Below are 3,936 nucleotides of genomic sequence, written 5' to 3' on the forward strand. Positions count from 1 at the left end.
CCCCTTGTCTCTTCAAAAAACCTATGGCAAAGAAACCCCAACCCCACCGCTACGCCGATCGCCTCTCGTTCGAGCGAATTTTGCTAGTCATCGCTACCCTCATCCATCACCCCGGCGTTGGCAGTTCCGAACCCTCAGAACACACCTCAAATGGCAGCTATCACAACGCCTTAGAACCGCTACAAACGAAGGTGCGTCAGTTTGCCCAATCCGTGGGTATTCTATTTCCCGATAACTATCCCTCCATCGGCACCCTCCGCAAAGACTTAGAAACCCTGCGAGATTACGGCATCCTTGACCGCAGAATGTACCGTTGGGGCTATTACCTGGGAACCGGTGCCATGAGTCGGGAGGAACTCAAAGTCGCATTCAACGCCCTACAGTCTCAAGCAAAATACCAAGGCGACCCCCAAATCCGCAAAATTTACAAGACCCTAGAGAAGCGACTACGAGGATTAGAATTAGACGGTAACGCAGACTTTTCCTACCCTGTCCGCGCCTATCTGAATCGCCCCATCATCCATACTGACCCGGAGGAGATGCAGGCAAAGGGCAACAACCGCCACACCTTATTTCACTGCTTGGATACCTTGGAAGAAGCGATCGCAACAGGTCAATTAGTAGAACTCTATCGCTTCCGAGAACCCTACCAAAACCGCATCGGATACTTAAAAGTTTACCCCTTGCAATTGTTTTACCATGATATTGCATGGTATTTACTCTACGAAGAAGCCAGCACCCCTGATTTATACCAACCCGATGAAATCCAGCATTTAGAAGTCGAACGACTAGACCGATTGAAAGACCACTGCCGGATTATTCAACCCCAAGGACGAGGAAAAGACGCCCAGTTAGAGAGTCTCGACCTGGCACAGAAACTCATGAAAATGGGGTGGGGAATTTATCTAGGAAAACCAGAAAACCAACAAAAAGAGCGGAAAAATCAGGTATCATTTGAATGGATAATTGTACACTTCTTCCCGCCCTCAACCCACTTTATTTTAGAAGGTGAATGTCGCCACGATAATCAGAAAGTTAAAGAAAAAACCGATAAACACGGCAATTATTATATCGAGTATCGCATCAAACTCCCCCGTCGCTCCTTCCCGGAATTCTGCCGTTGGGTCTACCGTCATTTAGACAACGCCCAATTTACCTCACCCCCTGATTTAGTAGAAAAACACAGACAAGCCCTTCAACTTGCTGTCAATCGTTATAATCAATAATTCAGAAAACGTTCCCTTCATTTCCATCTTTTCAGGTGTTACATCACTTCCTAATCGGTACACCCAGTTCCGGCAAATCGACTCTCGCCGCCTTTCTCCATCAGTTAGAACCAAATAGCGTAATTATCTCCACCGATGCCATTCGTGCCCGATTATTTGGAGATGAAAACATTCAAGGTGATTGGTTGCTGATTGAAAAGGATGTTTTCTCCCAGATGCACACTGCATTTTTAGCCGGACAATCTGTTATTTACGATGCCACTAATGCTAAACCCGAATGGCGCAAATCAATTTTAAATTCGGTATCTGGTGAACAAGTACAGTGGTTAGCGTGGCACTTACAAACGCCTCTGGAACTATGCCTATTGTGGAACCAACAGCGTCAGCGCCAGGTGCCGGATGCTGTGATTATCGAGTTTTACCGTTCACTACGAGATTTTCCGCCCCAGGTGTCTGAGGGATTCGTTGCAGTTAATGGGGTGAAGGTGACGCCGGAGGGTATTGATTTTGATGAAGTAGTGCGTCTTTGGGGGAGAGAAATGTGCTGAAATGCTTGCCAGATAAGGGTTGGGGGATGTCCCTTTTAAATCGTCTCCACAGGGCTTGAAATCGGCGCGAGGGGTGAATCCATCCTCTGACTGCGTTTCCGAGGCTTGGAGGGGATTTTGATGGGATGAGCTGAAAGGTAGACGGGGAGAAAGTTTCAGCCGTTGGGTAGTCGTTTTTGAGAAAAATTAAGGGCGGACATTGCCCACCCTTCCACTGGAATGCTGATTTAATTGGTTCCTCTGCAACTGGGATAGTTCATGCTGGGCGATCGCCCGGATTCAGTTCCGCTGCGGGAGTTTCCATTCAGTTAGTTTTCAAGCGCGAGTGGGAAGTTTCTGCATTGGGATTTCATGTCCCATTGCTAGCACAGTTTCCATTCAAGTAGTTTTCCCAGCGAGTGGGAAGCAAACAAGCGTTGTTCCGTTCACGGAGCCTCTCCGGTTTCCATTCAAGTAGTTTTCCCAGCGAGTGGGAAGGGCAATGACCATAGTGTTCGTAACACTACCGTCAAAGTTTCCATTCAAGTAGTTTTCCCAGCGAGTGGGAAGCATGTCTACCAATCACGACCTGTCAAGCTCTATGTCTGTTTCCATTCAAGTAGTTTTCCCAGCGAGTGGGAAGAGTTCGTCTAGCAGCCCTTACCCAGTAAAGGTTACAGCCGCCAAATCGACACCAGTGAAAAAATCATACCATATCGACCTGAAATTTGAACCAAACACCCGCCTCAAATCCTTTCCCTGTATGGCATCGATACCACTTAACGAAAAACATAGGGTTTGGGCGATTTTCCGAGTGGTGTCGATGAGTGAATAGTAGGAGCAAAGCTATTGTTTTTCCTAAAAAATCTAAACCTATTAGACCATTAGCCCTTAAAACACTCATAGGTTTAACTGTTCCCGTAACTCTGCCACATTCCGCACCTGACTCCAATCGATATCCTCTCGCTGCAATAAGTCAACAGCCACACCAATCAGATGTTGTGGAAAGACACGCTCCGATGGTGGCACAGGTTCGTCATTATTATCCCGAACGGTACGAGCGGTTTCATTCAACCACTGATGTTGAGAGCGAGAAATTTTGATATTCACCGTGACCAGTTTCTCCTCAGTTTCGGTCGATGCAGCGTTAGTTTTTTCCTTTACTGTAGAATCTTCTGGAGAAGGTGCAGAGGATTTGATGCCGGAAAACTGACTTAATTTTCCCATATTGCCCATCTTTTTCTTGGTCATTTCCACACTCCCAAGCACTCCTTCGCCAGCGTTTTATACGCCTTCGCCCCTGCCGATCGCGTCGAGTATACTGTCACGGGTGAGGCATGAGCGATCGCTTCTGCCACGGCAATATTTTCTGGCACGACTGTCTTGAGTAACCGATAACCCAACTCTCCCACTGCTTCTGCCAACAGTTCATCAGCTTCTTTGGCAATCACCAACCGGGGACGATAACGACAGCGCAGCACGTCAATCGGCACATTGGGACGTTCCTCTCGAATCAACTGCACCGCCTCTGAGAGTCCTTTGAGTACAGCCGGTTCGCAAATCACCGGAATCAGAATGCGATCGCTTTCATCGCCCCATTAATCGCCCCGCTAATATCAGCAGCTTTTGGAAGATTGAGCCAATCATCAAAACGGGCTTGATTCAGTCGGAACAGTGTCCCCTTTGCCAGGTAATTTGTCTTCCCCACGATGCGCTGTCTGCTACTCCAGCCTCCAGCCTCCAGCCAAACACAGTACTTTCCCCTTCCGAATCGTTGTTTGCCGTCGTCACAAATAAACTCTGTCCCGTCGCATTCTGGAATTGAAACAGGCAAAGCCCTAACCCAGTTCCAGAGCAATCAACTACTTCGGTGTATCCTTTTTCAATGAAGCGATCAATAACTCCACTTCGGTTCGGATTATTAAGCTGCTCCATATTAAATACAGCCTGCCAACCTTCCTCAATCAACAGATTCCTCGCCTCAGAGTACGTCATACCTTGACGCAATTTAGGCACTTCCTGCGCCAAAGCTGAGAGATGAACAGAGAAGACTGCACTCAAAAGAACACTAGACAAGAAGGGTTTAAGCATATTGGCTGAACTAAAAGTCCTTGAAAGATAGGTAGTATTAGGGAATAATAGGGAAAGAATTTATACATTCTCCATCAAGCTTAACTCACCCC

The 3,936-nt window shown here is 47.3% G+C and carries 6 protein-coding genes; 3 read left to right on the forward strand and 3 right to left on the reverse strand.

The window, feature by feature from the left end:
• From IQ257_RS28920 to IQ257_RS31740, 3 genes are all read left to right on the forward strand, one after another.
• The coding region (locus IQ257_RS28920) for a WYL domain-containing protein (RefSeq protein WP_322744502.1) at positions 1–1,226 on the forward strand (1,226 nt) is incomplete at its 5' end.
• A 35-nt stretch (positions 1,227–1,261) separates the two neighbouring features.
• Complete coding sequence (locus IQ257_RS28925) at positions 1,262–1,774, forward strand: AAA family ATPase (protein WP_193882397.1); 513 nt, start codon at positions 1,262–1,264, stop codon at positions 1,772–1,774.
• A 176-nt stretch (positions 1,775–1,950) separates the two neighbouring features.
• Positions 1,951–2,160: a hypothetical protein gene (locus IQ257_RS31740; RefSeq protein WP_416207941.1), complete on the forward strand. Its 210-nt coding sequence runs from the start codon at positions 1,951–1,953 to the stop codon at positions 2,158–2,160.
• A 493-nt stretch (positions 2,161–2,653) separates the two neighbouring features.
• Here the strand turns inward: IQ257_RS31740 and IQ257_RS28930 are convergent, their stop codons facing one another.
• From IQ257_RS28930 to IQ257_RS28940, 3 genes are all read right to left on the reverse strand, one after another.
• Positions 2,654–3,004 (reverse strand): hypothetical protein, encoded by a 351-nt coding sequence (locus tag IQ257_RS28930; protein ID WP_228061141.1) that lies wholly within the window; start codon positions 3,002–3,004, stop codon positions 2,654–2,656.
• Positions 3,001–3,318, reverse strand: a complete 318-nt coding sequence (locus IQ257_RS31300; RefSeq protein ID WP_322744503.1) for a ParA family protein — start codon at positions 3,316–3,318, stop codon at positions 3,001–3,003. Before IQ257_RS31300 ends, IQ257_RS28930 begins: the two co-directional genes overlap by 4 nt.
• A gap of 97 nt (positions 3,319–3,415) precedes the next feature.
• Positions 3,416–3,844, reverse strand: coding sequence for a hypothetical protein (locus tag IQ257_RS28940; RefSeq protein ID WP_193882395.1), 429 nt, complete (start codon positions 3,842–3,844; stop codon positions 3,416–3,418).
• Between the last annotated feature and the right edge of the window lie 92 nt (positions 3,845–3,936).

Source organism: Coleofasciculus sp. LEGE 07092 (assembly GCF_015207375.1).
GTDB lineage: Bacteria > Cyanobacteriota > Cyanobacteriia > Cyanobacteriales > Coleofasciculaceae > LEGE-07092.